The organism is Aeromonas eucrenophila, from assembly GCF_000819865.1.
Taxonomy (GTDB): domain Bacteria; phylum Pseudomonadota; class Gammaproteobacteria; order Enterobacterales; family Aeromonadaceae; genus Aeromonas; species Aeromonas eucrenophila.
Map to the genome: position 1 here is coordinate 102,537 of NZ_CDDF01000001.1, position 23,068 is coordinate 125,604.

Annotated in this window: 27 protein-coding genes; 14 read left to right on the forward strand and 13 right to left on the reverse strand. The window is 62.8% G+C overall.

The genetic code is table 11. From position 1 onward, the window contains the following. The first annotated feature begins 12 nt into the window (after window positions 1-12). Window positions 13-1,764, forward strand: a complete 1,752-nt coding sequence (locus tag BN1124_RS00345; RefSeq protein WP_042638056.1) for an ABC transporter transmembrane domain-containing protein — start codon at window positions 13-15, stop codon at window positions 1,762-1,764. Window positions 1,765-1,823: 59 nt separating this feature from the next. Here BN1124_RS00345 and BN1124_RS00350 read toward each other — a convergent pair whose 3' ends face one another. Further along, window positions 1,824-3,005 (reverse strand): hypothetical protein, encoded by a 1,182-nt coding sequence (locus tag BN1124_RS00350; protein WP_048822913.1) that lies wholly within the window; start codon window positions 3,003-3,005, stop codon window positions 1,824-1,826. Window positions 3,006-3,555: 550 nt separating this feature from the next. Between BN1124_RS00350 and BN1124_RS00355 the strand changes: the two genes are divergently transcribed. Continuing rightward, window positions 3,556-4,029 carry a DUF4442 domain-containing protein gene (locus tag BN1124_RS00355; RefSeq protein ID WP_042638058.1) on the forward strand — a complete coding sequence of 158 codons (474 nt, stop codon included), beginning with the start codon at window positions 3,556-3,558 and terminating at the stop codon, window positions 4,027-4,029. Between the two features lie 71 nt (window positions 4,030-4,100). Here BN1124_RS00355 and ybcJ read toward each other — a convergent pair whose 3' ends face one another. The 4 genes from ybcJ to BN1124_RS00375 form a co-directional block, all read right to left on the reverse strand. After that, window positions 4,101-4,334 (reverse strand): ribosome-associated protein YbcJ, encoded by a 234-nt coding sequence (gene ybcJ, locus BN1124_RS00360; RefSeq protein WP_042638060.1) that lies wholly within the window; start codon window positions 4,332-4,334, stop codon window positions 4,101-4,103. Between the two features lie 174 nt (window positions 4,335-4,508). Continuing rightward, window positions 4,509-4,907 (reverse strand): MaoC family dehydratase, encoded by a 399-nt coding sequence (locus BN1124_RS00365; RefSeq protein WP_042638062.1) that lies wholly within the window; start codon window positions 4,905-4,907, stop codon window positions 4,509-4,511. Beyond that, window positions 4,904-6,700: a class I poly(R)-hydroxyalkanoic acid synthase gene (locus tag BN1124_RS00370; protein WP_042638065.1), complete on the reverse strand. Its 1,797-nt coding sequence runs from the start codon at window positions 6,698-6,700 to the stop codon at window positions 4,904-4,906. The genes BN1124_RS00365 and BN1124_RS00370 overlap by 4 nt, the downstream gene beginning before the upstream one ends. Before the next feature lie 92 nt (window positions 6,701-6,792). Continuing rightward, window positions 6,793-7,143 carry a phasin family protein gene (locus BN1124_RS00375; RefSeq protein ID WP_042638067.1) on the reverse strand — a complete coding sequence of 117 codons (351 nt, stop codon included), beginning with the start codon at window positions 7,141-7,143 and terminating at the stop codon, window positions 6,793-6,795. A gap of 305 nt (window positions 7,144-7,448) precedes the next feature. On the opposite strand from BN1124_RS00375, the gene BN1124_RS00380 reads away from it, so the two are divergent. From BN1124_RS00380 to pdxY, 3 genes are all read left to right on the forward strand, one after another. Then, complete coding sequence (locus BN1124_RS00380; protein ID WP_042638069.1) at window positions 7,449-8,012, forward strand: VC2662 family protein; 564 nt, start codon at window positions 7,449-7,451, stop codon at window positions 8,010-8,012. A 77-nt stretch (window positions 8,013-8,089) separates the two neighbouring features. Then, window positions 8,090-8,845, forward strand: coding sequence for a DUF429 domain-containing protein (locus BN1124_RS00385; protein WP_042638070.1), 756 nt, complete (start codon window positions 8,090-8,092; stop codon window positions 8,843-8,845). A gap of 368 nt (window positions 8,846-9,213) precedes the next feature. Then, entirely contained in the window at window positions 9,214-10,077 is an 864-nt protein-coding gene (gene pdxY, locus BN1124_RS00390; RefSeq protein WP_042638072.1) for a pyridoxal kinase PdxY, read from the forward strand. A gap of 40 nt (window positions 10,078-10,117) precedes the next feature. Here pdxY and BN1124_RS00395 read toward each other — a convergent pair whose 3' ends face one another. The 4 genes from BN1124_RS00395 to cyaB all read right to left on the reverse strand — a co-directional run bounded on the left by BN1124_RS00395 (window position 10,118) and on the right by cyaB (window position 12,293). Next, entirely contained in the window at window positions 10,118-10,432 is a 315-nt protein-coding gene (locus BN1124_RS00395) for an antibiotic biosynthesis monooxygenase family protein (RefSeq protein ID WP_042638074.1), read from the reverse strand. A gap of 112 nt (window positions 10,433-10,544) precedes the next feature. Next, window positions 10,545-11,051 carry a GNAT family N-acetyltransferase gene (locus BN1124_RS00400; RefSeq protein WP_042638076.1) on the reverse strand — a complete coding sequence of 169 codons (507 nt, stop codon included), beginning with the start codon at window positions 11,049-11,051 and terminating at the stop codon, window positions 10,545-10,547. A gap of 283 nt (window positions 11,052-11,334) precedes the next feature. After that, window positions 11,335-11,727: an NUDIX hydrolase gene (locus BN1124_RS00405; protein ID WP_042638078.1), complete on the reverse strand. Its 393-nt coding sequence runs from the start codon at window positions 11,725-11,727 to the stop codon at window positions 11,335-11,337. 11 nt (window positions 11,728-11,738) lie between these two features. Beyond that, window positions 11,739-12,293: a class IV adenylate cyclase gene (gene cyaB / locus BN1124_RS00410; RefSeq protein ID WP_042638080.1), complete on the reverse strand. Its 555-nt coding sequence runs from the start codon at window positions 12,291-12,293 to the stop codon at window positions 11,739-11,741. Window positions 12,294-12,561: 268 nt separating this feature from the next. Between cyaB and BN1124_RS00415 the strand changes: the two genes are divergently transcribed. The 5 genes from BN1124_RS00415 to BN1124_RS00435 all read left to right on the forward strand — a co-directional run bounded on the left by BN1124_RS00415 (window position 12,562) and on the right by BN1124_RS00435 (window position 15,463). Beyond that, entirely contained in the window at window positions 12,562-13,407 is an 846-nt protein-coding gene (locus tag BN1124_RS00415) for a DUF5718 family protein (protein ID WP_042638082.1), read from the forward strand. Between the two features lie 227 nt (window positions 13,408-13,634). Then, window positions 13,635-13,967 (forward strand): YnfA family protein, encoded by a 333-nt coding sequence (locus tag BN1124_RS00420; RefSeq protein ID WP_033131281.1) that lies wholly within the window; start codon window positions 13,635-13,637, stop codon window positions 13,965-13,967. 26 nt (window positions 13,968-13,993) lie between these two features. Then, on the forward strand, window positions 13,994-14,446 hold the full coding sequence (locus BN1124_RS00425) for a GNAT family N-acetyltransferase (RefSeq protein ID WP_042638086.1): 453 nt from the start codon (window positions 13,994-13,996) through the stop codon (window positions 14,444-14,446). A gap of 57 nt (window positions 14,447-14,503) precedes the next feature. After that, complete coding sequence (locus tag BN1124_RS00430) at window positions 14,504-14,953, forward strand: GNAT family N-acetyltransferase (protein ID WP_042638087.1); 450 nt, start codon at window positions 14,504-14,506, stop codon at window positions 14,951-14,953. 42 nt (window positions 14,954-14,995) lie between these two features. Continuing rightward, window positions 14,996-15,463 (forward strand): ASCH domain-containing protein, encoded by a 468-nt coding sequence (locus tag BN1124_RS00435; RefSeq protein ID WP_042638089.1) that lies wholly within the window; start codon window positions 14,996-14,998, stop codon window positions 15,461-15,463. 74 nt (window positions 15,464-15,537) lie between these two features. On the opposite strand, the gene BN1124_RS00440 is transcribed toward BN1124_RS00435, so the two are convergent. Together BN1124_RS00440 and BN1124_RS00445 are read right to left on the reverse strand one after the other, a co-directional pair. Beyond that, window positions 15,538-16,950, reverse strand: coding sequence for a DEAD/DEAH box helicase (locus BN1124_RS00440; RefSeq protein WP_042638090.1), 1,413 nt, complete (start codon window positions 16,948-16,950; stop codon window positions 15,538-15,540). A 233-nt stretch (window positions 16,951-17,183) separates the two neighbouring features. Then, entirely contained in the window at window positions 17,184-17,681 is a 498-nt protein-coding gene (locus BN1124_RS00445; protein ID WP_042638092.1) for a glutathione peroxidase, read from the reverse strand. 241 nt (window positions 17,682-17,922) lie between these two features. Between BN1124_RS00445 and BN1124_RS00450 the strand changes: the two genes are divergently transcribed. Together BN1124_RS00450 and BN1124_RS00455 are read left to right on the forward strand one after the other, a co-directional pair. Continuing rightward, the gene (locus tag BN1124_RS00450) at window positions 17,923-18,531 is read left to right on the forward strand and encodes a 2OG-Fe(II) oxygenase (RefSeq protein ID WP_042638094.1); all 609 of its coding nucleotides are present in this window, start codon (window positions 17,923-17,925) and stop codon (window positions 18,529-18,531) included. A 223-nt stretch (window positions 18,532-18,754) separates the two neighbouring features. Continuing rightward, complete coding sequence (locus BN1124_RS00455; protein WP_042638096.1) at window positions 18,755-19,744, forward strand: D-alanine--D-alanine ligase; 990 nt, start codon at window positions 18,755-18,757, stop codon at window positions 19,742-19,744. A 63-nt stretch (window positions 19,745-19,807) separates the two neighbouring features. On the opposite strand, the gene BN1124_RS00460 is transcribed toward BN1124_RS00455, so the two are convergent. After that, window positions 19,808-20,221 (reverse strand): VOC family protein, encoded by a 414-nt coding sequence (locus BN1124_RS00460; protein WP_042638098.1) that lies wholly within the window; start codon window positions 20,219-20,221, stop codon window positions 19,808-19,810. A 173-nt stretch (window positions 20,222-20,394) separates the two neighbouring features. Between BN1124_RS00460 and BN1124_RS00465 the strand changes: the two genes are divergently transcribed. Further along, window positions 20,395-21,174, forward strand: coding sequence for a tRNA-uridine aminocarboxypropyltransferase (locus tag BN1124_RS00465; protein WP_042638100.1), 780 nt, complete (start codon window positions 20,395-20,397; stop codon window positions 21,172-21,174). A 154-nt stretch (window positions 21,175-21,328) separates the two neighbouring features. Further along, window positions 21,329-22,108 (forward strand): TSUP family transporter, encoded by a 780-nt coding sequence (locus tag BN1124_RS00470; protein ID WP_042638102.1) that lies wholly within the window; start codon window positions 21,329-21,331, stop codon window positions 22,106-22,108. Window positions 22,109-22,172: 64 nt separating this feature from the next. On the opposite strand, the gene BN1124_RS00475 is transcribed toward BN1124_RS00470, so the two are convergent. Beyond that, the gene (locus BN1124_RS00475; protein WP_042638104.1) at window positions 22,173-23,048 is read right to left on the reverse strand and encodes a LysR family transcriptional regulator; all 876 of its coding nucleotides are present in this window, start codon (window positions 23,046-23,048) and stop codon (window positions 22,173-22,175) included. Between the last annotated feature and the right edge of the window lie 20 nt (window positions 23,049-23,068).

The window sequence follows — 23,068 nt, forward strand, 5'->3', positions numbered from 1 at the left end:
GGAGGAGAGCCTGTGAATCCAACCATCAAGCGACTGCTGGCTTACTGTGCCCGCTACCCGCGCTGGCTCATCCAGGCGGGCATCTGCCTGCTGTTGGCGACCGGTGCCGAGGTGGCGGGGCCGCTGCTGATCAAGCTCTTTATCGACGACTACCTGGCGCCGCGTCAGCTGGTATGGCCCGCCATCGCCGCCATCGGGGCGGGCTACCTCGGCCTGCAGCTGCTCTCGGCGGCGGGATTCTACCTGCAATCCTTGCGCTTCAACCGCATCGCCCAGGCGGTGGTGCAGACTTTGCGCGAGCAGGTGTTCGCTACCGCCATCCGGCTGCCCGCCCGCTATTTTGACAAGCACAGATCCGGCTCGCTCATCTCCCGCATCACCAACGACACCGAGGCCATCATGAACCTCTATGTGCAGGTGATTGGGCTGCTGGTGCAAAAAGTGGTGCTCTTGTGCGGCATCCTGCTCTCCATGGCGCTGCTGGATCTGCGGCTGATGCTGGTGTGCGCCACCCTGTTGCCGGCGGTCGGTGCCGTGATGTGGCTCTACCAGAAACTGAGCGTGCCCGTGGTGCGGGCGACCCGCAGCCTGCTCTCCGACATCAACAGCCGGCTCAACGAGTCTTTGCAGGGGATGCCGGTGATCCAGGCCATGGTGCAGGAGCGGCATTTCGCCAAAGCCTTCGCCGAGGTGAACCAGCAGCACTGGTCGGCGCGGCTCAAGAGTCTGAAGATCAACGGCATCTTGCTGCGCCCGCTCATCGATCTCTTCTACATGATGGTGCTGATAGGCCTGCTTGCGCTCTTCGCCCACGAGGGCCTGAGCGCCGGCGGCGCCATTCAGGTGGGGGTGCTCTACGCCTTCATCAGCTATCTGGGGCGGATGATAGAGCCCCTCATCGAGATGACCAACCAGCTCAACCAGTTGCAGCAGGCCATGGTGGCGGGGGAGCGGGTGTTCGCCCTGCTGGACGAAACCCGCGAGAGCACGGCCGGGGAGCCCTGCACCCTGCAGGGACGGGTCAGCTTCGAGCGGGTGAGCTTCTCCTATGACGGCCAGCAACAAGTGCTGCGGGAGCTGAGTTTCAGCACCAGACCCGGCCAGATGCTGGCGCTGGTGGGCCACACCGGCAGCGGCAAGTCCACCATCATCAGCCTGCTGATGGGCTTCTATCCCATCGGCAGCGGGCAGATCCGCTTCGACGATCACCCGCTGGAGAGCTTGTCGCTCGCTGCGGTGCGCCGCAGCATCGGCCTGGTGCAGCAGGATCCCTTCATCTTCGTCGGCACCCTGGCGGAGAACCTGCGGCTCGGCCGTGACGGCATCGACCAGGCGCAGCTCTGGCAGGCGCTCGAAGAGGTGCAGCTGGCCGGGTTCGTGCAGAGCCTGCCGGACGGGCTCGAGACCCTGATGGAGGAGGGGGGCAAGAACCTCTCCGCCGGTCAGCGCCAGTTGCTCTCCTTTGCCCGGGCGCTGGTGGGGGATCCGCGCATCCTCATCCTGGACGAGGCGACCGCGAGCGTGGACTCCCAGACCGAGCTCGCTCTCTCCCAGGCACTGTCGGCGGCGCGCCGTGGTCGCACCACCATCGCCATCGCCCACCGGCTCTCCACCATCGTCGATGCGGACGAGATCCTGCTGCTCTCCCGCGGTCAGGTCAACGAGCGGGGCACCCACGGCGAGCTGATGGCGCTGGGGGCACACTATGCCCAGTTGTTCGAGATGCAGAGTCAGGGTGCCTGGCTGGAAGAGAAGCGTGCCTGAGCCCGTTCATGAGACAAAAAAACAGCCGGCAGATGCCGGCTGTTTTGTTTGGCGAGACCCTAAACGGTGGCCTTGCTGCGGGCTACCAGCTTGGGTTGCAGGGGCGGGAAGTCGTCGTTGAAGAAGGTGTCCGCCTCTTCGATCTGCGCCTTGCGCTGCTTCTGGATGAAGTTGTCGAAGTCGCGTTTGATCTCCGGGTCTTTCAGCGCCTCATAGTCGAACACATTGGCCGCGTAGAGGTAGTTGAAGTAGATGTCCACGAACTCGCTGCTGGCGCAGGCGGAGGTGAACTTGGTGTTTTGGCGGTCGAAGTTGATGCGGTACTGCTTGATCTTGGGCACATAGACCAGCTCGCTGCCCACCTTGAACACCTCCACCGTGATGCCCACCGTGATGGTCTTGTAGAAGTCCTTGTTGTTCTCCACCCCGAAGCGAATGGCATCCCCCTGCTTTTGCAGGAACTTGTTGAAGCTAGCCAGCGCCGTGGTGCCCTGGCTCACCACCACATCCATTATGAAGTTGATGAAGTCGGTGGCGATGCTGATCCCCTTGATGTGGCGGCTGTAGCTCTGCTGATCGATCTTGCTTGGCCCCATCAGCGGGATTTTGGACAGCGCCTTGGCCCAGAGATCCGCGTCGGTCTTGTACTGATCTCCGTAGGCCTCGGCGTAGCGGTTGATGTAGGCGGTGACCACAGAGGTGATGGCGATGAGATAGGCTTTCTGCTCGGCCAGCTTGGCCATGACGGCGGGATCGTCCAGCAGCTCGTTGGCCACGATGAACTCCACCAGACCGTCTTTATCGGCATAGGGGTCGTTCGCCACGGCCTTGACGGTGGGCAGATTCACGTCGTTGAAGAAGGCCTCGGCCTCGGCGAACTGCGCCTTGTTGCTCAGGCGGTTGGCGGGGGCTTCACGCACCAGCTGGCAGAGCACCAGCTCGGCCTCGTAGTCGGATGCACGCAACTGCGGCAGCTGATGATCCTGGTTACCGAAAGTCTTCTTGTAGGCGAGGTTGAAATCGATCAGCACCGAGCTGCAGCCACAATCCATGGCGAAGTCGACGTTGTAGCTGAGCGGCCCCGAGGGCAGCGGTTTGCTCATCTTGCCCTTGGCCGCCAGGTTGGCGTAGCACCTGAGGTACTCCTTGCCAAACAGCTCGTAGGCACGGTTGTTGTTGAAATTGAGCTGGAAGGTACCGGCGCTCTCGCCGCCATTGAACAACTGTTGATTGTTACCCATCTCTCTATCCTTGTGCTGTGCGAAAAGGTAGCTCGGCGCCAACTGGCCATTCACGAGCCAGCAGAGCCTAGCGAGGGATGGGGTAGATGGTTACTGTGACTTCTGTCAGTGGCGGCAGGGGGAGGGCGGGCTAGCACCGTTGGGGGAGGCAATAGTCGTTAACTTTCATCCGGCTAGGGCTGTCATCGGGCTGACACAGTGGTGTCGACCCTTAAAAAATGGGGCCATGGGAGACAAAAATAATGCCCATCCGGGCCAGGACATCCCATTTTGCCATTTACCAAACGAATGCAGTCCCTCTTTTCATTTGGATAATAAATACCTTGGGGCGGGTAAAACGCTCGTTAGCGGCCCTCACCGGGGTATTGGGGGCAATCGTGGGCCTATGTCGGCGCCGCTTTTAGCCGCTCGGGGCATCAAGGCTTGGGGAGGAGCGGTGGTGGATTCTCAATCCCGCCGAGTGGACGCAGGGGGCTGAAAAGGGAGCTTGTCTATTGGCCCCGATGCTGGCAACATTTCGGTCACAATCACTCATCGGATCAGTTCGCATATGGATTTGCAACGCTTCAAAGCCAACCTTGCCCTGCGCCTTTTCGCCTGGCGCTACATTCCCGTCATCGGCTTCTGCGCCCCCGTCATCGAGCGGATGGACGCCAAGGCGCTGCGCATCCGCATTCCGTTGGGCTGGCGCACCCGCAACCACCTGGGCAGCATGTATTTTGGCGCCCTGGCGACCGGTGCCGATCTGGTGGGGGGGCTGCTGGTGATGGAGAAGGGACGGACGCGGCGCAAAAAGGTGCATTTCGCCTTCAAGGATGTGCAGGGGGAATTTTTGAAGCGACCCGAGGCGGACGTGCGCTTCGAGTGCGAGGCCGGGGAGGCGATCGATGCCATGATCGACGAGTCGCTGGCGACGGGGCAACGGATCAATCGCCCCATCCAGGTGGTGGCCACCTGCCCATCCCTGAACGGTGACGAGGCGATGGCGCGCTTCGTGCTGACCCTGTCTATCAAGGCCAGCTGAGCCAGAGACTCAATACCCGAAGCGGGCTCGGCCCATGGCCGGGCTCATACCACCTCCTATGGCGTGGAGACTCACTCGATCTCCGGTGTGATCCCTTCTTTGACCACCACCTTCATGCCGTTGAAGTTGACCACCTGGCCGGCCACTATCTTGCAGCGCTTGCGGGTCTCTACCTGACCGTTCACTTCGACCAGGCCATCGCCGACCAGCGCCTTGGCAGCGCCACCACAGTCGGCCCAACCCTGATGCTTGATAAGGTCGCACAGGGCAACGAAGGGATGGCCTTCGAGCAGAAACGTCTCCATGAAAAATCCTCGCTAATGAATGCCGGGCACGGCAGGGCGGTTATTCTAGGCAGTTAGGGTCGGCAGGGAAAGGGTCAGGGCCGGATTGGACCAGAAAAAGTGGGGCAGGCGACCATAAAAAATGCAGCCCGGCAGAGCCGGGCCGCATGATCCTGAGGTGGGCACTGCTTGCTCTTAGCCGAATTTCACCACGGCTTCCCCCGTCACGGCGATGGCGCCGCTCTGGGTGAGGATGCGGGTGGCCAGGGTGGCGATGGGTTTGTCATCGCGCAGGGCGATGATCTCCACCTCCGCCGTCACCTCGTCACCGACGAACACAGGCTGTTTGAAGCTGAGGCTCTGGCCGAGATAGACGCTGCCTTCGCCAGGCAATTTCTGGCCCAACAGCCCGGAAAACAGGCTGGCGAGCAGCATGCCGTGGACGATGGGGCGCTCGAACACAGTGCTGGCGGCGAAGGCCGGATCCAGGTGCAGGGGATTGAAATCCTCCGACAAGCCGGCGAAGGCATTCACTTCCGCTGCGCCGAAGCGCTTGGTCAGGCTGGCCTTCTGGCCGATGGCGAGGGTGCTCATGCCGTTACCTCCTCTGTAGTGCCGCAGGTGGTGCCGCTGAAGATGGGGTTGAGCCGCGCCTTGACGTAGCTGCCGGGGGCTGTCTCCAGCCCCTCGGACGGCTCGCGGGCGGGAACGGGGTCAGCCTGCTCATCCCGACTGCTGATAAAGCTCATCATCTCGGGCCACCAGGAGCCGGCCTGGTGGGTCGCCCCATCGAGCCAGTCCCGCGGGGTCTCGGCCTCGGCACCGCTCTGCCAGAAGCCGTACTTGTTGGCGGCTGGCGGGTTGATGATGCCGGCGATGTGACCGGACTCGGCCAGGATGAAGCGTTGCTCGCCGCCGAACAGCTTCATGCCTTGCCAGGTGCCTTGCCAGAGCGCGATGTGATCGTCGATGGCCGACACCAGCAGCACCGGGGTCTTCACCTTGGACAGATCGATGCGGGTCTGGCGGATCTTGAGCTCTCCCTTGACCAGCTGGTTCTCCAGGTAGAGACGGCGCAGCAGGCTGTTGTGGGTCTTGCCCGCCACGTTGGTGCTGTCGCTGTTCCAGTGCAGCAGATCGAAGGCCACCGGGCTCTGGCCCTTGAGGTAGCTGTCGATGTAGTAGTTCCAGTAGAGGCTATTTTCCCGCAGCAGGCTGAAGGAGACGGCCAGTTGGCGCCCGTCCATGATGCCCTTGGCCTCATTTTGGGCCTCGAGCGCCGCTATGATGGGCTCGTGGATGAAGATGCCGAGTTCGCCGGGCTGGGAGAAGTCCAGCAATGTGGTGAACAGGGTGGCGGTGCGCACCCGCTGCTTCTGACGGCGGGCCGCCAGCCAACCCATGGCCAAGGAGAGGGCGGTGCCGCCGATGCAATAGCCGATGCCGTGCACCTCCCGCTCGCCGGTGGCCGCTTCCACGGCGTCCAGGGCGGCGATGACCCCATCCACCACGTAGTCGTCGAGATCGACTTGGGCCTGGGCCACCCCCGGGTTGCGCCAGGAGATCATGAACACCGTCTGGCCCTGGGCGACCAGCCAGGCCACCAGGGAATTCTGGGGCCGCATGTCCATGATGTAGTACTTGTTGATGAAGGGGGGCACGATCAGCACCGGCGTCTTGCCCACAGTCTCCGTGGTCGGGCTGTACTGGATCAGCTCGTAGATCTCGGTGCGTTGCACCACCCGCCCCGGGGTGGTCGCCAGATCCCGTCCCAGCTCGAAGGCGGACTCGTCGGTCAGCCGGATGTTGAGCTGATCGGCGCTGCGCTCCAGATCCTCGGCCAACAGGGCCAGCCCGCGTACCAGGTTCTGGCCGTCGGACTCCAGGGTCAGCTTGAGCAGCTCGGGGTTGGTGGCCAGGAAGTTGCTGGGGGCCATGGCATTGATGTACTGGCGGGTGAAGAACCGCAGTCGATCCCGGCTCTTCTCGGGCACCCCTTCCAGCGCGTCCACCGAGGCCAGCAGGTGCTTGGCGGTCAGCAGATAGGATTGTTTGAGGTAGTCAAAAATAGGTTGCTCGCTCCAGGCTTCGGCCTTGAAACGGCGATCGCCGCGCTCCGGGCTGATCACGGGGGCGCTCTCCTGGCCTGCGCTCTTGAGCAGGGTGTGCTGCATCAGCTTGAGCTGATCCTGCCACCATCCCATCTGCGCCTGGATCAGCTGCCAGGGCTGCTGGCTGCTCTGCTCCAGCACCTGGCCCAGATCGTCCAGATTGGTCTGCAGCAACGCCTGTGCGGTGCGCTCGGTCTGGGCCTTGGCCATGCCCATCAGCTTGTCGTTATAGTGGGCCAGGGCCTCGAACAGCGGGCCGTAAGATGATTGGCTCATGTTCTCTCCTTCACCCACGCCCGTGGCGGGAACAAGCCCGTCGCATGGAGTCGTGGGGAGATGTGGCTGCCCGAGTGGGCAGCCAGGGGTTATCAGGCCTTGCCCGTGCTCTTTTTGATGCCATCCGCGGTCAGGACATCCAGTTCTTCCTTGAACTGCAGACCCAGGGCATTGAGTTTCTGGATATCATCCAGCATCTGGCGGGAGAACTGGCTGGCGGTTTCCAGTTGCACTGTGCCGAGGGCGGCCAGGCTCTGGGCATCCTGCACCTTGCCCACGGCCTGCAGCTGGTTCAATCCCAGCTCGGCATAGGCGCTGGCGGAGGCCAGTTGCAACCGGGTCAGCTGCTCGATGTTGCTGGCCAGCAGTTGGTTGTAGCGGGTGAGCGGGGAGGTGAAACCTTGCATCTGCTCGGTAAAGCTCTTGAGGATATCCATATTCATCATGCGTCTCCATTTCGGCAGAACAGTATTGTTATGAGCCAGTGGGCTCTCTTTGATGGGTACAACTTGTCATCCATGGTCACGCATTGTTTGCTCTGTTCAAACACGCGTTTAACCATTCTGCAACCAAACGTGGATTGATGTAAATGACATAAGTGTTAATTTGTGTTTGAAATTTGATGACAGCGGTAGCGGTCGGGAATGGATTCAGACGGGAGGTGACGCAGGGCGACCGGCCGGGCCTCGTGCCACCGGCTCGGCACTGATAGTCTGGCAAGACGTTCAGACTGTTAAGGAATACCTCGATGAAATCCCTTGCCCTGCTGCTTGGTTGCGGCACGCTGGCCCTGGCTGGCACCGCCCATGCCAGCACGCCGATCCAGATCTCGCTGCCCGGTGTCAATCTGCCGGCATCCCATCAGGTCGAAGGGGCGCGCGCCTCCTTCCTGTATGGCCGGACCGGTCAGGTCAAGGGTATCGACTTGCCGGTGTTCGCGCTCTCCGACGTGGATCAGTTCACCGGCTTGCAGCTGGGCATCTTCTTCGGCGCCGCCCGGGTGCGCCATCAGTTTGGCGGGGTCGCCATCAACGCCGTCAACTGGCACGAAGGGCAGGATACCGGGGTCAACCTCGGCTTCGTCAACCTGACCAACAACGTGCAGGGCCTGAACTGGGGGGCGGTCAACATCGCCAAGGGCAACGCCCTGGCCAACCTGGGCTTCATCAACTATGCCGAGCGCACCACTTTCCAACTCGGCTTCATCAACGCCACCAAACACCTCGATGGCTTGCAGATTGGCCTCGCGAACTACGCCGAGAACGGTATCTTCCCCATCTTGCCCCTCATCAACTTCAAGAAATCCTTCTAAGGCGGGATCCCGGCCTTGCATTGGCGAGGACAGGCATTACCCTGTGCTGCATCAATGGTGCAGAGAAGTGATGTGAGATGACGACTGGTCATATGGATGCCATCGGCATCGGTTGGGATGTGAGAGGCTGGCAAGGCAACGCCCAGGCGGTGGCCGTGGTGGGCTGGCAGGCCCGTGAGCAGCGATTGTGCTGGCTGGGGGTTTCGCCCCTGTTCAGGTTGAGCTCCCGGGTTGCCCCGGATCTGGACGCCTTGCTACGCCCGGCGCTGCAAGACGAGATAGGGTTGATGCAGGTGCTGGCTTGTCCGCAATTGGCATTGGGAATCGATGCGCCGCTCGCCTTTCCACGGGCGTTCGCCGAGCTGCTGGCGGGGAGGGGAGCACCCTGCGCCGTGCCCCAGCGGGAAATAGACAATCCTTACGCCTATAGGGACTGCGAGCGCTGGTTGCATCAGCAGTACGGCAAGAAGCCGCTGTCGGCCACCTTCGACAGGCTTGGCAACAACGCCACCCTGGCGCTCTCCATGCTGCCGCGCCTCGCGGACTTGCAACTGGTGCCAAGCCGGACGCTAGAGGCCGATCGCGCCGTGCTGGAGGTCTATCCGGCCCTGGCCAAGGTGGCTGGCAAGGCCTCGATGGCGAGAGGGGAGATAGCAGATCAGCTGCCATCCGATCTCGTGCCGGGGACGGATCGCTACGACGCCGCCCTCTGCGCCCTGATGGCGCTGCAATATGCCGCCAAGGGGGCTGTTACCTCGTTGCCACCCCTGGTCTCGGCACCCGCCGATTTCCCTCTGGACGAGGGCTGGGTCTACCACTTCGCCCGGGAGTGAAGGCCTAGCCTAGAGCGCTTATCGATACCTTCTGTACCTTGCCGGCAGCCAACACTGCCGGCTCTCTTCTCTCCATGCTTCTGAAATAACCTGAATCTTGCCATCGCTGGCGTTCAAATGAGGGCGTTGAAATATCGCTCTCATATGCCATCAAGCAAGAATGTCAAACCACCAAATCAGACTGCCGAGGACCCGTGCCCCGAAAACACCCGGCAAGGCAGACACCGGGGTGGAGCAAGGCGGCCAATATGCCGCTGGCGGATGATTTTAAAGTACAAATGGTGCGTCGCGCCGGGAATCACTGGAAGAGCCGTCTCTTCATCCGATATATTGCCTGCTTTCCTCATCCTTCTTCTGTGGTGGTTTCGATGAAACGCATTCTCTCTATCCAGTCCCACGTGGTGTTTGGTTGTGCCGGTAACAGCGCCGCCGTGTTTCCCATGCGCCGTCTCGGCATGGAAGTCTGGCCCATCAACACGGTGCAGTTCTCGAACCACACCCAGTACGCGGCTGGCTGGCAGGGGATGGCGATGCCGGCGGGCCACATCCAGGCGCTGTGCAAAGGTCTGGGGGATATCGAGGTGCTGGGGCAGTGCGATGCGGTGCTGAGCGGCTATCTCGGCTCGGCCGAGCAGGGGGACGAGATCCTGGCGGTGGTGGCGGCCGTGAAGGCGGCCAATCCGGCGGCCATCTATTTCTGCGATCCCGTGATGGGCCACCCGGAGAAGGGTTGCATCGTCGCCCCCGGCGTGACCCGCTTCCTGACCGAGCAGGCTCTGCCGGTGGCGGACATCATGGCGCCGAACCTGCTGGAGCTGGAGACCCTGTGCGATACCCAGCTGGCGGATCTTGCCCAGACTCGCGCCGCCGCTCATCGGCTGCTGGCCAGGGGGGTGAAGATGGTGCTGGTCAAGCACCTTGGCCGCGCCGCGAGCCAGGCCGGGCGTTTCGAGATGTTGCTGGCCACCAACGAGGGGGATTACCTGATCGCCCGCCCGCTCTACGAGTTTGCCCGCCAACCGGTGGGGGTGGGGGATCTCATCAGCGCCTTGATGCTGGCGAACCTGCAGGCGGGCTTCGAGGCGGTGGCCGCCTTCGAGCGCACCAATGCGGCGGTGGATGCCGTGCTGCTGCGCACCTGGCAGGCGGATGCCTACGAGCTGCAGCTCATCGATGCACAATCGGCGTTCGCCGAGCCGCAGATTGAGCACAGGGCCGAGCGACTGGCCTGAGGAGGAGGATCAGCCCGCCACATGGCGGGCTGATCAATTTTTACCTCTCCTGCGCAGCTTCCCCCAAGGCGACCGCCTGAAAATGCTCGACCGTGGGGAAGGGATCGTAGAAGTGGTGCAGCAGCGCCTTCCACTGCTGGTATTGGGGGGAGCCCCGAAAGCCCTGGGTGTGATCCTCGAGCCGCTGCCAGTTGACCAGCAGCAGGTAGCGGTGGGGATCGGTCAATGAGCGCTGCAACTGGTGGCCGGCGTAGCCCGGCATGGCGCTGATGATGTGCTGCGCCTGGGCAAAGGCCTGCTCGAAGGCGGCGCTCTGGCCCGGGATGATTTTCAGCGGGGCGACTTCCAATATCATGATGGCTCCTTGCCTGAGTCAAAAGAAGCGTCATTTCAACAAGCTATGGCGCAATAAACAAGGCCAGCCTCGCGGCTGGCCTTGTTTATTGGGGGCGTCGATGACGCCTGACTCACAGCTGCTTGTAGAAGAACTGGGTCGCCGCCAGAGTGCCGTCCGCGCTTTTGGCGAAAGCCGGGATCTGGCCCGCCTCCTGATAACCGAGCTGGCGATAGAGGCTGGAGGCCACATCGCCCACCCGGGAGTCCAGCACCAGCAGGGTGCGATGGGCGTCGCGGGCCCCTTGCTCCATGGCCTCCATCAGGGCGCGGCCCACTCCCTTGCCGCGAGCCTGGCTGTGTACCATGAGTTTTTCCACCTCGGCCCTGTGACCGCCGTTGGCCTTGGTGCAGAGCGACAATTGCAGGGCGCCGACCAGGTGATGCTGATCGAAGGCCACCCAGAGTCTGCGCACCCCGTCGGCCAGCTCGGCTTCTATGCCTTGCCAGTACTCCAGCCCCTGCTCTTCCTGCAGGGGAGGCAAGAAGCCCACGGAGGCACCGTTGGCCACGCTGTCTTGCAGCAGGCTGATCAACGCAGGCTTGATGCCTCTGGTGCTATCGACCTCAAGGATCTCCATCGACACTCCTCATTGTTTATGAATTTTTTACAATAAAATCAGATGTTAACGGATTAACGTCCGCTTCACCAGCCAGTAGAACTGCAGGAGGGAGCGGAGATCCCTGATCCAGCGTACCAGCACCTGGCGGATCAGCCCCTGCTCGACCAGCCAGTGAAACAACAGGCGAGAGGTACAGGAGAGATCTCGTCCATGACCTTTGCTTAACGGATCAGCTTCTGCTCGGCGAGCCAGTGAAACTGCAGGCGAGAGGCACAGGTGAGATCTTGTCCATGGCCTTTGCCTAGCGGATCAACCCCTGTTCGGCGAGCCATTTAAACAGCAGGCGGGAGACGGGGGAGATCTCGTCCAGATGGCGGCTGTCGAGCCAGCGCAGCTCGGCTATTTCCGCCGAGGCGGTGGGGGCGCCATCCGCCTCGCCGGTGTAACAGCGCAGTTTGACCAGCACGCCGTCCGGCTTGCCATCGGCCTGGGCACTAAACTCGCAGGCGAAGCGCAGGGTGTCCGGACTCAGGCTGACCGCCAGCTCCTCGTCGATCTCCCGGATCAGGGCCATCTCGTCGCTCTCCCCGGGCTCACGCTTGCCGCCGGGGATGTAGTAGATTTCCTTGCCGTGGGAACGCGCGCACAGCAGCTTTTTATCCTGGAAACTGAGCCATGCCAGTTTGTCTATCATGCAAACTCCTGTCATTTAAGTGAACCCTGCTGCTCGCACAGGGTGCGATAGGAGCGGGTCTCCCGTTGTTCGTGGTGGAGATCGAGCTCGGTTGCCAGCGTCAGCAACTGCTGGCGATAAGCGGGCAGGGCCGACTCGTCGTCGGTCATGATGGCCAGCTCGGCAAAATCCCCGATCCCGGCCAGGTGATCCAACGTCAGGTGAAAGGGGCCGAGGAAGTAGATGCTGCGCCGTTTGTCGATGGTCAGCACCTGCTGGTAGCCCAGGCTGTGCAGCATGCTGATGGCCTTGTCCGTGTCGCTGATATTGACCGCCTCGCAGCGATCCGGCCCCGGTCCCTTGACTATCCACAGCCGGATGCCGGAGGGCTGCATGATGCGGATCAGCAGGCTCTTGTCCAGGCGTGCCAGGGTGCGCTCGGGGGTGTCGAAGTAGCAGTCCCGCTCATGATTGTCCTCCAGCATCACCTCGGGGTTGAGGCGCCCTAGAGTGGCAAGGAAGGCGGTGCGATCGGTGAGGCGATACTTGAACTCCACCTCGAAACGACCCTGAAAATGTGTGCTCATGGCAATGTGCTCGACGACAAGACGGCAAATGAATAGGGCAGACTAGCAAAAGCGCGAGCCTCGCCCAAGCGCCTGGATCACAGCCTGATGCTGATCGCCGCCTTTATGCGCACCTGGTTCGTGAAAATTCGGGCTGGCGCACAGCCCGCGGCAGGGTGGCTGGGCGCCGCTCTGGGGCTGTGCTCTAATAAGCCCCTCTTTGGCGGTAGGGTGCCGCCCATGAACAACGACAGCGGCGGTGAACAGGCCGACGCGAGTGGAGCCATAGATGCAGATCACGCAATTGAGCAACTTTATCGGATTGGGTGTGGCGGGCAACTTTGCCGGCCACCTGGAGCAGGCGGGCGAGGCGGCGGACTTCGTCGCCGTCAAGGTGGTGGACAAGGTGGCCCCCAAGGCGCTGTTCCCCTTCTATGTACCTTCCCACCCGGGCCAGCTCGGCGTCTTCCCCTTGAGCGGCGACGCCATCTTCCTGCCGGAGGCGGCGGTGAGCGGCGATGAGAAGGTACAGATTGAACCGGAAGTCGCGCTCTGGTGCGAGCTGGAGTACGCGGGGGAGCAGGTGGTCGCCATTAATCCCAAAGCGTTTGGTGCCTACAACGACTGCTCCATCCGCCGTCCCAATGCCCGCAAGATCAGCGAGAAGAAGAACTGGGGCGAGGAGAGCAAGGGGCTGGCGGCCAACCTCCTGCCGCTCTCCCACTTCGGCGAAGGCTGCGAGCTCGATGACTATCGCATCGCCTGTTATCTGGAGCGCGATGGTGAGCTGCACCCCTACGGCGTCGACAGTGCGGCGGTGGATTACAGCTACTTCCATCAGCAGTTGCTCGATTGGGCCATCGACAAGTTCAACCATCAGCAGGATGAAGGCCCGGCAGAGCACATTCAGGGGCTGCTGGCCCAGGCGGGCCGCCCGAGCCATGCCCTCATCAGCATAGGCGCCACCCGCTATACGCCGTTTGGCGAGACCCACTTCCTCCAGCCGGGCGACACCGCCTGCGTGCTGGTTTACCCCGCCAGCCGCTACGGCGAGCAGGATATTCAGGACGCCATTCGTGCCCGCCGCTTCGGCCCGGACGTCTCCGCTCTGCTGCAGGCGGTCAAGACCCGCTGATGCCATCAAAAGGCCCGCCACCCGGTGGGCCTTGTTTCACCTTTCCATCTCTCACCGGCTCCACGCCGTCTCTCTATTCGTATTCCGTTACATTTCACCGCCAAGCTCCCTCCGCCGCCGCTCGCGGGCTCATCGGGGTGTCCCTGCAAAGCCGATTGCAGCGCTTGGATATAACAGTATGATTTACCGAAAGAAGCTCATTCTGCCTGCAAGGATCCCGCGTACTCATGGTTGAACTCAAGACCCTGGCCCTGTTTTTGGTGACCGCCGTCGCCGAGATTGTGGGCTGTTACCTGCCTTACCTCTGGCTGACCCAGGGCAAGAGCGTCTGGCTGCTGCTGCCGGCGGCCCTGAGCCTGGCCCTGTTTGCCTGGCTGCTCTCCCTGCATCCGACCGCCGCGGGCCGTGTCTATGCCGCCTATGGCGGCGTCTATATCTTCGTGGCCATCCTCTGGCTCTGGGCCGTGGATGGCATCAGACCCACGCTGTGGGATCTGGTGGGGGCCGGGGTGGCCCTTGTCGGCATGGCCATTATCATGTTTGCCCCAAGACCCGCCTGATATCGATACCAAGGGAGATCAGCAAGATGACGACAGTGGTGATCAGGGAGTGTGAGTTGCAAGACTTGGCCGGGCTGCTCGCCCTCTATGGGGAGCTCAGACCCCAAGATCCCGTGCTCAGTGAGCAAGCGGCTCGTGAGGGGCTGGCGGCCCTGCTTGCCGAGCCCCATACCCGCATTCTGGTGGCCCTGGTGGATGGCCAGCTGGCATCCAGCTGCCAGCTCGGGGTGATCCCGACCCTGACCAACGGCGGCAGGCCCTTTGGCATCATAGAGCACGTGATCACAGGCGCCGCATTTCGCCGCCAGGGGTTCAGCCACCGGCTGCTCGAGCACACTCTGGCGCTCGCCTGGGAACTGGATTGCTACAAGGTGATGCTGCTCTCCGGGGAGGGGCGGGAAGCCGCCCATCGTCTCTACGAGGGGCTGGGTTTCAAGGCTGGCATAGAGCGGGGCTTTGTTATCAAGGCGCCGCAGTGAAAAGCGTGGTGGGTGGCAGTAACCCCCGGGTTACTCCCCCATGGATCAGAGGTACATATGCAGATTGAACCGGTAGAAAGAGGCAGTTACCAGATCCTTATCGCTCTCTGGGAGGCCTCGGTGCGGGCCAGCCACCACTTCCTGCAAGAAGATGATATAGCGGCCCTGAGGCCCCTGATCCTGGAGCACTATTTCGATGCCGTGACGTTGAACTGTGCGAAGGGGGAGGATGGCGAGATCGTCGGTTTCTGCGGGGTGGCCGATGGCAATCTCGAGATGTTGTTCGTGGCCCCCACCGCGATGGGGCAAGGGGTTGGCCGCCAGCTGGTGGAGCATGCCATCGCGCGGCAAAACGTGAGCCGGGTGGATGTGAATGAGCAGAACGAAGGGGCGTTCGGGTTTTACCGGCGGCTGGGATTTGTGGTGGTGGGGCGCTCGGCTCTGGATGGTCAGGGCAGGCCCTATCCGCTGCTGCATATGGCGCTGGCGCCCCGCGAGGAGCGCTAGCCTCAACAACATGTGGCAGCGTGAACAAAGAGAGGAGCAGCCATGACCCCGCACCAACAGGCCTTTATGGATGCCTATCTGTCGACCCTGAGTGCGGCAGATCGTAGCGCCATCCCCCAGAGGGTGGCGGAGCATTTTTGCGCCGACGAGGCCAACGCCAACGAATGTGCCCGGCTGATCGCGGCAGGCATCAAGCGCGCCTCCTGCAGCCTGCTGGCGGGATATGAGCAGGCCAACGAGCCGCTGCCCCGGGTGGGTCGACTCTGTCTGGTGCTGAACTGGGCCCAGCAGCCGATTTGCATCGTGCGGCTGACCGAGGTGTCAATCTGTCCATTCGAGGCGGTGGATGCAGCCTTTGCTGCTGCCGAGGGGGAGGGTGATGGCAGTCTTGGGTGGTGGCGTGATGCCCATGTGGCGTTTTTCACTGCCTTCGCGGCAGACGTCGGGGTGTCCTTCTGCGAGCAATCCGAACTGGTGCTGGAGTACTTCGAGAAGGTCTATCCCCTCTGAGCAGGCTCTGCGTGGCTTCTGCCAATAAAAAAACCGCCCTTGGGCGGTTTTTTTATTGTGCGGACGGGGCAGTATTACTCCTCGTTGGAGTTGTCCTGATAGTCGTCGCGCTGGGTCTTGGGCAGGCGGCGCATGGGGGTGAAGCCGATGTCTTCCCCCACGATCTCGCGCTTGCGGGCCGGGGCTGGCTTCTTGGGAGCATCCCCCTTGGGCTTGCCACCTCTGGCGTTGTCTTTGGCGCCCGGTTTGCCCTTGGCTGCCTTGTTGTTGTGCTTGGCGTTGGCATGGCCGCGATCCCGCGACGGATTCTGCAGCGGCTTGTTGCCCGGCAGGGTCTGGCGAGTCAGCTTGCCGCTCGGCTCGTAGCCTTCCAGGATTTCGCTCGGGATGCTCAGGCCGATCAGCGTCTCTATGGCCTCTAGCTGCTCCTGCTCATCCAGGCTCACCAGGGAGATGGCCTCGCCGCCACGACCGGCACGGCCGGTGCGACCGATGCGGTGGATGTAATCCTCGGCCACCTGGGGCAGCTCGAAGTTGATCACGTGAGGCAGGTTGTCGATGTCGAGGCCGCGGGCGGCGATGTCGGTGGCGACCAGCACCCGCACCTTGCCTTCACGGAAGTCCGCCAGCGCCCGGTTGCGGGCACCCTGGGTCTTGTCACCGTGGATGGCGACGGTATCCAGACCATCCTTCACCATCTGCTCGGCGAGACGGTCGGCGATCTGCTTGGTGCGCACGAACACCAGCACTCGTTGCCAGTTGTTGCGACCGATCATGTGGGAGAGCAGCTCGCGCTTGCGCTCGCGATCCACCTTGATGATGCGCTGGTTGACCTGTTCGGCGGTGCTGTTGCTCGGGCTCACCTCAATGAGGGTCGGATTTTTTAGCAGATCGTCCGCCAACGCCTTGATGTCATCGGAGAAGGTGGCGGAGAACAGCAGGGTCTGCCGCTCCTCCGGCAATGCCTTCATGATGCGGCGAATGTCGGTGATGAAGCCCATGTCGAGCATGCGATCCGCTTCATCCAGCACCAGCACTTCCAGCGCGCTCAGGGTGAGGGCGCGCTGGGTCAGCAGATCCAGCAGCCGGCCCGGGGTGGCGACCAGGATGTCGACCCCGAGCTTGATGGCGTCCAGGTTCGGTTTGATGCTGACGCCGCCGTAGGCGATCAGGGTGCGAAACGGCAGATGGTGGGCGTATTTGATGATGCTCTCGCCCACCTGGGCGGCCAGCTCGCGGGTCGGGGTCAGCACCAGGGCGCGGACCTGACGACGACCGCCACGGCCGTGATTGGCCAGCAGGCGATGCAGCATGGGCAGGGTGAAACCGGCCGTCTTGCCTGTGCCTGTCTGGGCGCCGCCCAGCACGTCCTGTCCCGCCAGAATGGCCGGGATGGCTTGCTGCTGGATGGGGGTGGGCTGTTCGTAACCCAGCCCCTTGACGGCCCGCAGTATGTGCGGTGACAGACCCAGTTCATTGAATGACATGTTCGAGAGAAACTCCGAGCCTTGGGCTCAACAGGGGCGGCGCTCAGGTGGCCGCACGACATGGAAAAGATTATGGGCGCGTAATATAGCAGAACTGCGGCCACTGCGCAGTAGTCCTGTGGGGCATGGACACTGTGGGCGCGGGAGTATCCCGGCCCTCCCGTGGCTGGGGAGGGCATCCGGCATGGGGCCCCTTGCGAGGGAGGGCCCGGATGAACGTAAACAGAGCGCGTCTATGCCGGATGATTGGGCGCCTGGAGCAGGGCACTTATCTTGTCTGTCAGCTCCTCTGGCTTGGTCTGGGGGGCGAACCTGTCCACCACCTCGCCGTCCCGGTTGATGAGGAACTTGGTGAAGTTCCACTTGATGGCTTCGCTGCCGAGCAGGCCGGGTTTTTGTTGCTTGAGCCAGCGATAGAAGGGGTGAGCCTGCTCGCCGTTGACCTCGCACTTGGTCAGGATGGGGAAGCTCACCGGGTAATCCAGCGAGCAGAAGCGGGCTATCTCCTCGGCATCGCCCGGCTCCTGGTGGCCGAACTGATCGCAGGGGAAGCCCAGGATCACCAGCCCCTGGGGGCCTAATTGGCGGTTCAAGGCTTCCAGCCCGGTGTATTGGGGGGTGAAGCCGCAGCGGCTGGCCACGTTGACGACCAGCACGACCTTGTCTTGCAGCTCGGTCACGGGAAAGTCGCTGCCATCGAGGCGTTGCAGGGAGAGGGAGGGAATGGGCATGGCCGGCTCCTGATGGCTGGGGGACTAATAAGGTTGGGGTGAATGTCTTGGGCCCATTCAGGGCACTGAATCTGCACGTTAACGGGCCCGAGGCGGCGGGGCAAGGGGGAAATGCGGCTCTCCTGGCTCTCTGCCCCGCTCCGTATTGATGGCGGGACTTCTTAAGAGAAGCAATCCGGTTTGTGCCGAGGTCTGGAAGCCGCTACAAAGCGCACTCTCTCCACTCGTTGTGAGCCCAATCTTGGACTATCAAGCCGTCATGGATGCCATTTACACCCGAGGATGGGTGATTGTGGATGACTTTTTAACCGCCGAGGAGGTGGATGCCCTCAAGGGCTGCCTGCCCAGTGACTGGCAACCGGCCGGGATCGGGCGAGAGGGGCTGCATCAGGGCAACCCGGAGATCCGCCGTGATCAGATCCACTGGCTGGAGCCCGATTTGGGGGCGCCAGTAGCGGCCTATCTGGCTCGGATGGAAGCCCTGCGGCTGGCGGCGAACCGCAACCTGATGCTGGGGCTGTTCGACTACGAGGCCCATTTCGCCCGCTATCGCGAGGGGGATTTCTACGCCACCCACAGAGACGCCTTCGCCGGTCGCTCCAACCGCCGCCTCACCTCGGTGTTCTATCTCAACAACGGCTGGGCGCCTGAGGCCGGCGGCCTGCTGCGGGTCTACGACAACGACGAGCAGTTTCTGATGGACGTCTCCCCCAAGGGCGGGCGGCTGGTGCTGTTCTGGTCCGAGGAGTTTCCCCACGAGGTGCTGCCCGCGAGCCTCGAGCGCTACAGCATCGCCGGCTGGTTTCGGGTCAATGGCAATGCCGCGGGGCGGGTCGATCCCCCTCGCTGACGCTGGCTGATGAGAGGAACGAGACCTTTTCTGACACAGCCGTGACCATCCTCCGCGCCTTTCTGGCCCCATGAGGGGAAAGAGGGGCGCCATCAGCTGACAAGGCGTTATCGCCCTTGTACACTGGCCGCACTTATGTTCGTTTCTGGCTTCGTCCGGTTTTTTCGTGCGGTGGATCATCACAGATCATGGCGAAGCCGCTTCTCCCAAGGGATCACATCTAATGAAGAACATGCATGTTTTGCTGCTGTGCGGCGGCGGTGGCGCCGAACACGAAGTCTCTCTGCGAAGTGCCAATTTCCTCGAACAACAGCTCGCCCTCCTGCCCAATGTCGAAGTGACCCGGGTCGAGATGTTTGCCGATCGCTGGCTCAGTGCCGATGGCCGCGAGTGCAAGCTCGGGCTGGACAAGCTGCTCTCCTTCGACAGCGTGGCGCGGCCGGTGGACTACGTAGTGCCCTGCATCCACGGCTACCCGGGTGAGACCGGCGATCTGCAATCCTTCCTCGAGCTGGCGGGCCTGCCGTACCTCGGTTGCGACGCCGAGGCGAGCAAGATCTGCTTCAACAAGATCAGCACCAAGCTGTGGTTCTCCGCCCTTGGCATCCCCAATACCCCCTATCTGTTCCTGACCGAGCAGGACGAGGCAGGCATCGCCGAGGCAAAAGCCGCCCTGGCCAAGTGGGGCAAGGTGTTTATCAAGGCGGCCTCGCAAGGCTCCTCCGTGGGCTGCTACTCCGCCAGCAACGAGGCCGAGCTGCTGCAGGGCATCAAGGATGCCTTCGGTTACTCCGAGCAGGTGCTGATCGAGAAGGCGGTCAAACCCCGCGAGCTGGAAGTGGCTGTCTACCAATACGGTGACGAGCTGGTGGCGACCTATCCGGGAGAGATCTGCGTACCGACCGATAAGTTCTACACCTACGAAGAGAAGTACAGCAGCGCCAGCCACACCGAGACCGCCCTGCGGGCGGAAGGGCTGACCCAGGCGCAGTCCGATGCCATCCAGGCCTATGCCCTCAAGGCATTCCGTCAGCTCAAACTGACCCACCTGTCGCGCATCGACTTCTTCCTGACCGAGGAAGGGGAGATCCTGCTCAACGAGATCAACACCTTCCCGGGCATGACCTCCATCTCCATGTTCCCGAAACTGCTGGAGCACCACGGCCACAGCTTCGCGCATTTCCTCGAGCAGGCCCTGCGCAAGCCCGCCTGAGCGCGGCATGCATAAACGAAGAGGGGCCTGCTGGCCCCTCTGTCATATGGGATGCACATCGGCTCACATGGGGGCCGAGGTAAAGAGCCAGATATGAGCGCCCTGGGGGTCTGCAATCAGCGCCATGCGCCCGACGGTGGGTATGTCCATGGGGGGCACCACCACTGAACCCCCGTGCTGGGTGACCTTGGCGAGCCTGGCGTCCACGTCATCCACCGCTATGTAGGTTGCCCAGTGGGGCGGCACGCCCACCATCTGGGGATTGCCCCTGGTGGACATGACGCCCGCCACCGGCCGGCCGTTGGCGACCAGCATGGGATAGTCAAACCCCTCCAGCGCCGTCTGCTGCACCTGCCAGCCGAGCACCTCGGTATAGAAGCGAGCGCCAGCCTCGCCATCGGGCACATAGAGCTCGTGCCAGGTAAAAGTCGAGCCTTCGGCCAGGGCGTGCTCCCGGGCCATGTCTTGATCAGCCATCTTCTCCTCCTGTGTCCCATCAGATTCCCGTGGGTGGGATCATGGGTGACGACCAAGTATAGAGCGCAGCGCCATGGCTGCCGCCCGCAGGCTGGTCACGCCCTTGCGGCCCGGGGAGCCGCTCGCTACAATCTGGCCCCTTTTGTCGTGCCAATGCACCGCCGAGCCGCCCCATGAAGCCAATCCCCGACCACGCCGTCAATCGCCTGCGCCTCTGGCGCAAGAGCATCTCGACCCGCCCCTTTCTCGCCCGTGGCGGCGCCGTGCCGCGCTGTGAGGCTTGCCAACTGCGCCATGCCTGGTGTGCCTGTGAGTGGCGGCCCGAGCTCAAGGCCGAGGCGGGTTTCTGCCTCTTGATGTACGACAGCGAGCCGATGAAGCCCTCCAACACCGGCCGCCTCATCGCCGATGTACTGCCCGAGACAACCTGGGCCTTCCTCTGGAAGCGCACCCAGCCCCACCCCGAGTTGCTGGCCCTGCTGGCGGATCCGGCCTGGCAGCCCTATGTGGTATTCCCCGCCTGCGAGAAGGAGCCGACCCGGCTGACCGAGCAAGTGGTGCTGGCCGAGGGCAAGAAGCCGCTCTTCATCCTGCTGGACGGCACCTGGCCCGAGGCGCGCAAGATGTTCAACATGAGCCCTTATCTGGATGGCTTCCCGGTGCTGTCGGTGCGGCCGGATGCGCTCTCCACCTACGGCATGCGGGTGGCGAACTGCGACGAGCACCTGTGCACCGCCGAGGTGGCGGCCTGCGTGCTGGAGGTGGCCGGTGAGATCGAGGCCGGCCAGGCGCTGCAGCTCTGGTTCAACCTCTTCAGCAGTCGCTATATGGCAGGCAGAGTGAGTCGGGCGCCCGGTGAGGACGAGACGCCGCTGTTGCAGGCCCTTGAGGGGATCAAGGGGGAGGGCGCCTCGCAGGCTACCCCAGCTCTGCCAGGATCCGACGCGGCCTGAGCCCCTATGGCAGACTGATGAAAATCAGGAATCGATTGGCTGCCATCGTTTCGTTAGCCTCATGAGCGCGAGCCCGCTAGGATAGCGACCAGCTTGACTCATTCAGGTTCCCGGCGCGGGTGCGGCGGGCACCACAATCACACGAGGTCTATGGATGGAATTGGAACTGTACACCCTGGTCGCCCTGTTCGGGGTGGCGCTCATCGCCGGCTTTATCGACGCCATCGCCGGGGGCGGCGGCCTCCTGACGGTGCCGGCCCTGCTGGCCACCGGCATGCCGCCGGCCCTGGTGCTCGGCACCAACAAACTGCAGAGCAGTTTCGGCTCCTTCTCCGCCACCTGGTTCTATGCTCGCAAGGGGCTGCTGGAGTGGAACATCATCTGGCCCGCGGTGATCTGCACCTTCATCGGCGCGGCGCTGGGCACCCTGGCGGTGCAGACCATAGATGCCGCCATCCTGGAGCGGCTGCTGCCCTTCCTGTTGGTCGCCTTTGCCTGCTACTTCTACTTCTCCCCTCGGGTGAGCGATGCCGAGAGCCAGCGCCGCCTCACTCCCATGCTGTTCGCACTGCTGGTGGGGGGGGGCGTCGGCTTCTACGACGGTTTCTTCGGACCGGGCACGGGGTCTTTCTTCGCCATCGGCTTCGTGGCACTGGCAGGTTTTGGCATGGCGCGGGCCACGGCCCATACCAAGCTGCTGAACTTCACCTCCAACATCGCCTCTTTGCTGTTCTTCGCCCTCGGCGGCAAGGTGGTATGGAGCGTGGGATTTTGCATGGCGCTGGGCCAGTTTATCGGTGCCCGCGCCGGCTCCAAGCTGGTGCTGAAGAAGGGGGTGAAGCTCATCAAGCCGCTGCTGGTGACCGTCTCATTGTTGATGTCGGCAAAGCTGGTGTGGAGCCAGTACCCCGAACTGTTCGCTTGGATAAGCTAGGCGACACCCACCTTGCTACCTAGCTTGAAAACAGGAAGGCCGCGTTATCGCGGCCTTTTTGTTTCTATCTCTGTTTATCGAGCCCCTTTAGCTGGGCGAAGTGCGCCCTGATCCCCTCGACCAGCCGGGCGATGCGCTCCCGCTGCAGGCTGCTCTGGCGGTAGACCAGGTGCAGCGGGCGGCCCAGCCCCGACAAGGGGCGTGCCTGTTGACCTTGCTCGCCTACCAGAGACAACAGGCCGGCCGGCAGCAGCACCGGGCCTATGCCCGCCTTGGCCAGCTCAATCAGCGCCAGATAGGAGTCGAGCTCCATGCCGGGCACCAGTCCCAGCGCCGCCAGGGGTTCGCGCAGGTAGCGGTTGGAGGGATTGTCCAGATCCATGGTCAGGATGCTGCGCCCCTGATCTGAGCTTGCCCCTTGCTGCTGATCGGCCACTTCCTCTCCCACCAGATAGAAGGGTTCCTCCAGCAACAGCTCGGCGCACAGGCCGTGGCCGGGGGGCAGCCGACCGGCGCAGATGCCGAGCAGGGCATCGCCGCCGCGCACCCGGGCCAGGATCACCGGGGTGTGGTGGGTGGACAGCGCAATGTGGGGATCCTGCTCAAGATAGCCGTGCATAAAGCGGGCGAGGTAGCCCGCGAGCAGGGTCTCGGAGCAGGCGACGGGCAGGGGAGTCTGGTCGATGAGGGTCTGGCTGTCCGCCAGCACCCCCTTCATCTCCGCCAGGCTTGGCGCCACTCGGGCGAGCAGCTCCAGGGCTTGGGGGGTGAGCCTGATCTGGCGGCCATCCGGCTCGACCAGCTTCTTGCCGAGGCGCAGCTCGAGCTGATTGATGCGCTTGCTCACCGCCGACTGGCTGATGTAGAGGCGGCTGGCCACCTTGGCCATGGTGCCCTCGCTCGCCAGCAAGCTGAGTGTCTCCAGCCCTTCCAGTAACATATCGCCTCCCGTCATCCTCG

Bases quoted from the DNA above. Each gene is read 5' to 3' on its own strand.
- cyaB (WP_042638080.1), bottom strand. From the start codon at position 12,293: ATGAGCACACATTTTCAGGGTCGTTTCGAGGTGGAGTTCAAGTATCGC.
- BN1124_RS00395 (WP_042638074.1), bottom strand. From the start codon at position 10,432: ATGATATTGGAAGTCGCCCCGCTGAAAATCATCCCGGGCCAGAGCGCC.
- BN1124_RS00400 (WP_042638076.1), bottom strand. From the start codon at position 11,051: ATGGAGATCCTTGAGGTCGATAGCACCAGAGGCATCAAGCCTGCGTTG.
- BN1124_RS00350 (WP_048822913.1), bottom strand. From the start codon at position 3,005: ATGGGTAACAATCAACAGTTGTTCAATGGCGGCGAGAGCGCCGGTACC.
- BN1124_RS00365 (WP_042638062.1), bottom strand. From the start codon at position 4,907: ATGAGCACCCTCGCCATCGGCCAGAAGGCCAGCCTGACCAAGCGCTTC.
- BN1124_RS00465 (WP_042638100.1), top strand. From the start codon at position 20,395: ATGAAGCCAATCCCCGACCACGCCGTCAATCGCCTGCGCCTCTGGCGC.
- BN1124_RS00455 (WP_042638096.1), top strand. From the start codon at position 18,755: ATGAAGAACATGCATGTTTTGCTGCTGTGCGGCGGCGGTGGCGCCGAA.
- BN1124_RS00375 (WP_042638067.1), bottom strand. From the start codon at position 7,143: ATGAATATGGATATCCTCAAGAGCTTTACCGAGCAGATGCAAGGTTTC.
- BN1124_RS00415 (WP_042638082.1), top strand. From the start codon at position 12,562: ATGCAGATCACGCAATTGAGCAACTTTATCGGATTGGGTGTGGCGGGC.
- BN1124_RS00460 (WP_042638098.1), bottom strand. From the start codon at position 20,221: ATGGCTGATCAAGACATGGCCCGGGAGCACGCCCTGGCCGAAGGCTCG.
- BN1124_RS00425 (WP_042638086.1), top strand. From the start codon at position 13,994: ATGACGACAGTGGTGATCAGGGAGTGTGAGTTGCAAGACTTGGCCGGG.
- BN1124_RS00435 (WP_042638089.1), top strand. From the start codon at position 14,996: ATGACCCCGCACCAACAGGCCTTTATGGATGCCTATCTGTCGACCCTG.
- ybcJ (WP_042638060.1), bottom strand. From the start codon at position 4,334: ATGGAGACGTTTCTGCTCGAAGGCCATCCCTTCGTTGCCCTGTGCGAC.
- BN1124_RS00445 (WP_042638092.1), bottom strand. From the start codon at position 17,681: ATGCCCATTCCCTCCCTCTCCCTGCAACGCCTCGATGGCAGCGACTTT.
- BN1124_RS00385 (WP_042638070.1), top strand. From the start codon at position 8,090: ATGACGACTGGTCATATGGATGCCATCGGCATCGGTTGGGATGTGAGA.
- BN1124_RS00475 (WP_042638104.1), bottom strand. From the start codon at position 23,048: ATGTTACTGGAAGGGCTGGAGACACTCAGCTTGCTGGCGAGCGAGGGC.
- BN1124_RS00470 (WP_042638102.1), top strand. From the start codon at position 21,329: ATGGAATTGGAACTGTACACCCTGGTCGCCCTGTTCGGGGTGGCGCTC.
- BN1124_RS00370 (WP_042638065.1), bottom strand. From the start codon at position 6,700: ATGAGCCAATCATCTTACGGCCCGCTGTTCGAGGCCCTGGCCCACTAT.
- BN1124_RS00440 (WP_042638090.1), bottom strand. From the start codon at position 16,950: ATGTCATTCAATGAACTGGGTCTGTCACCGCACATACTGCGGGCCGTC.
- BN1124_RS00420 (WP_033131281.1), top strand. From the start codon at position 13,635: ATGGTTGAACTCAAGACCCTGGCCCTGTTTTTGGTGACCGCCGTCGCC.
- BN1124_RS00355 (WP_042638058.1), top strand. From the start codon at position 3,556: ATGGATTTGCAACGCTTCAAAGCCAACCTTGCCCTGCGCCTTTTCGCC.
- BN1124_RS00380 (WP_042638069.1), top strand. From the start codon at position 7,449: ATGAAATCCCTTGCCCTGCTGCTTGGTTGCGGCACGCTGGCCCTGGCT.
- BN1124_RS00430 (WP_042638087.1), top strand. From the start codon at position 14,504: ATGCAGATTGAACCGGTAGAAAGAGGCAGTTACCAGATCCTTATCGCT.
- BN1124_RS00405 (WP_042638078.1), bottom strand. From the start codon at position 11,727: ATGATAGACAAACTGGCATGGCTCAGTTTCCAGGATAAAAAGCTGCTG.
- pdxY (WP_042638072.1), top strand. From the start codon at position 9,214: ATGAAACGCATTCTCTCTATCCAGTCCCACGTGGTGTTTGGTTGTGCC.